Below are 2,617 nucleotides of genomic sequence, written 5' to 3'. Positions count from 1 at the left end.
CAAGTAAAAAAGTTTATGTGTCAGCTACAGAAATCGAAAAATATATTGCTTGGCTTTTTTAAAGATAAGAATTTGGAGTACATAGCAGATGCCGCTTAATGTTGGCTAAGCTATGTACTCCTTAGTAAGCCCTCTACTTCAAAACTTCTCTGTTTATAATTTGTGCGAGGAACAGAGAATGACATAATACTGCCTGATAAATCCAAAACAATTTTTTCTGGATTTTCTAAACTAGGCCCCTTGGGGTTTTTTCGCGTACCAAAAAGCATCAACGTCAACCTAAAAACTAACGATACTGATCTAAAATACTATAATCAACGCCATAGCACTTCTTATATTCTTGCCATAAAAAGGGTTTAACCGGTTCAAACTTATTTTTTAAATCTGCTTTTTTAACCTCCTCAAGATGATGCAAACTAAAATTCACCACAACTGAACCTATAATAAAATTAATGATATTTGAAATGACCTCACCACACATACTATCAAGCCTTGCTTCCACATCAAAAGAAAAATTTAGGATAGAACTTGAAGATAACATCAAGCAATACTCAAGAATATATCGATTCCTATTTCTACCTAATTGAGCCAAATCTCGTATCGAATAAGTTAAAAAATCAACATCATTAATATTTATACACGACCAATCGATAGGATAAACATATTGATAAGATTGGTGAGTATTTTTTATATGGTAAGCATCATTAAGTATGCTCAAAGCCGTGGAGTAAAAATTATCAATATAGTCTTTCTTCGTGCTGTTAAGATAAGTCAAATTGAAAGTTAGCCCGCCAATCTCCCCCTCCCAAAAGGGTAGCCCATGAAAATTATACACCCTATCAATTAACACCCCTCCAAAAAAAGATTTTTTTTCTGAATTTTTAGGCATTATTTTATCTACATCAAGAGTGATATTTCCCCCACCTTTATTAAAATCACTTACTCCTTCTTCAAATTCAGGCTGTTTGAAATTTGACATTGGTAATAAAAATGAAACCTTTGTTCCTGAGCAATCCAGAACAACTTGTTCTGGATTTTCTAAACTAGGGCCCTTAGGATTTTTGCTTGTTCCAAATAACATCAATTTTTCCACTTATGTTAATTTACCCAAGGCGTCGGCTGGGGTTAAAGTAGGGTCTAGCATATCCGCTCTGGGGTCGAATAAGGCTTTGAACATATACCGGGCTTTTTCCGTCTTCTGCTGAAAACCCACCTTATCAATAACACGATAAGTTACAGCAGCACCTAACCCTGCTGCCGCAAAAGACAGGACATCGACCACGGTATTGCCCGTTACCCCAAAGTGTTGAATAAGATCCATTAATTTGGCAACCTCTGTTGAGCTATTGTGCATAGACTGTATCATTTCTTTTAGCATTGCTTGTCCTTCGGGCGTTTTCATTAGCTCATCCATATTTTTATAGGCTAACTCTGCGGCCTTATTGGTATTGCCTAATCCAGCTTGAGTGGCCGCAAACGACGTAATGCCTTTTGCAGGGGCGGCGGCCATCATTGCCTTACCCACGCCAAATGCCGCTTTTTTAATGTTGGTAGACGGGTCTTTTTTCTCTATGGCGTCTCGTTTACCTTGTGGTGTTGCTTGGTGAAAGGCAGGGTGAATCGGCGCAGACAGCTTTGCTGTACTGCCTTCGCCTTCTACAGCCACAACTTCAGTACGGGCTTTTAGTAATCGAGCTTCTTCAAAGAAATTCCAAAATAATTGGCGTGGGTTGGCTCGGTTTACCTGTGGGCCAGTGGCGCACCAATCCATGCCGGCTTTTTGTAATTCGTTATTGGCCGTGTTTATCCCGACCCCTACAGAGCCGGAAAAATACACATGGTGGGTTTTATGAAAATCCAGATTCCAGCGATTATTGGCTGTCTCTAACGCTTCATGAAACACCTTGCAACCTTTCCCAACGGCGGTCCAACATACAATGGGGTCTGGCAGGGCTTGTGCATTCATTAAGGTATTGTGAGCCGATGCTTTATCGCCAAAATTGGTATTGGATTTGGCCATTTGTTTTTTTACTTTATCACCATGTTCTCGATTTAAATCAGGATGGATGCGACGAGAGCGTTTAGATAACACTTTATTGGTGTGAGACTGAGAAGCTCCTATTACTTGAGCTAGTTGCTGAGCACCCTTATGAAAACGCTTATCTAAAAGTTTAGCAAACCCTTTCTCATCGCTACTTTCCGGTACTGCAAGTAGATAAAAAGTATCACCTGGGCTTCCTATTTGATACGAACCAAAACCACGATCTATTGAATTCTTTGCCAATTGCGCAATTTGTCTAATATTGTCAAGGTTCCCTGTGATAGCAAAATGAGTCGGCTTATTTTCCTCGATCGAGTAGTTAATTTCTTTCACGCTTTTAGTTATTAACAGACCTTTTTTATCAACTTCAACCTCATGCAAATAACTCTGAACTTCCCCCTCCTCATCCATATGCAATTCACTAATCAATACATCACCACAAGGCTGAAGGGAACCTCTATAAATTCGTTTTTTTAGCGCGATAATTTTCTAATTTTTTCTACCGGAACATTTACCGAAAATAATTATCATTACGCATTTATTTACAAAAATATTGGATAAAAATTCGTTCTTTTG

Annotated in this window: 2 protein-coding genes; both read right to left on the bottom strand. The window is 38.6% G+C overall.

Going from position 1 to position 2,617, the window contains the following annotated elements:
- Nucleotides 1-286: 286 nt before the first annotated feature.
- The gene (locus LU351_RS20230) at nucleotides 287-1,081 is read right to left on the bottom strand and encodes a hypothetical protein (protein ID WP_232595898.1); all 795 of its coding nucleotides are present in this window, start codon (nucleotides 1,079-1,081) and stop codon (nucleotides 287-289) included.
- Between the two features lie 12 nt (nucleotides 1,082-1,093).
- The gene (locus tag LU351_RS20225; protein WP_232595897.1) at nucleotides 1,094-2,470 is read right to left on the bottom strand and encodes a hypothetical protein; all 1,377 of its coding nucleotides are present in this window, start codon (nucleotides 2,468-2,470) and stop codon (nucleotides 1,094-1,096) included.
- Nucleotides 2,471-2,617 lie beyond the last annotated feature (147 nt).

This window comes from Marinibactrum halimedae (assembly GCF_021234875.1).
Classification (GTDB): domain Bacteria; phylum Pseudomonadota; class Gammaproteobacteria; order Pseudomonadales; family Cellvibrionaceae; genus Marinibactrum; species Marinibactrum halimedae.
Note: the sequence above shows the minus strand (reverse complement) of the source record. Positions and strands in the feature narration are given on the sequence as shown.

Bases quoted from the DNA above. Each gene is read 5' to 3' on its own strand.
- LU351_RS20230 (WP_232595898.1), bottom strand. From the start codon at position 1,081: ATGTTATTTGGAACAAGCAAAAATCCTAAGGGCCCTAGTTTAGAAAAT.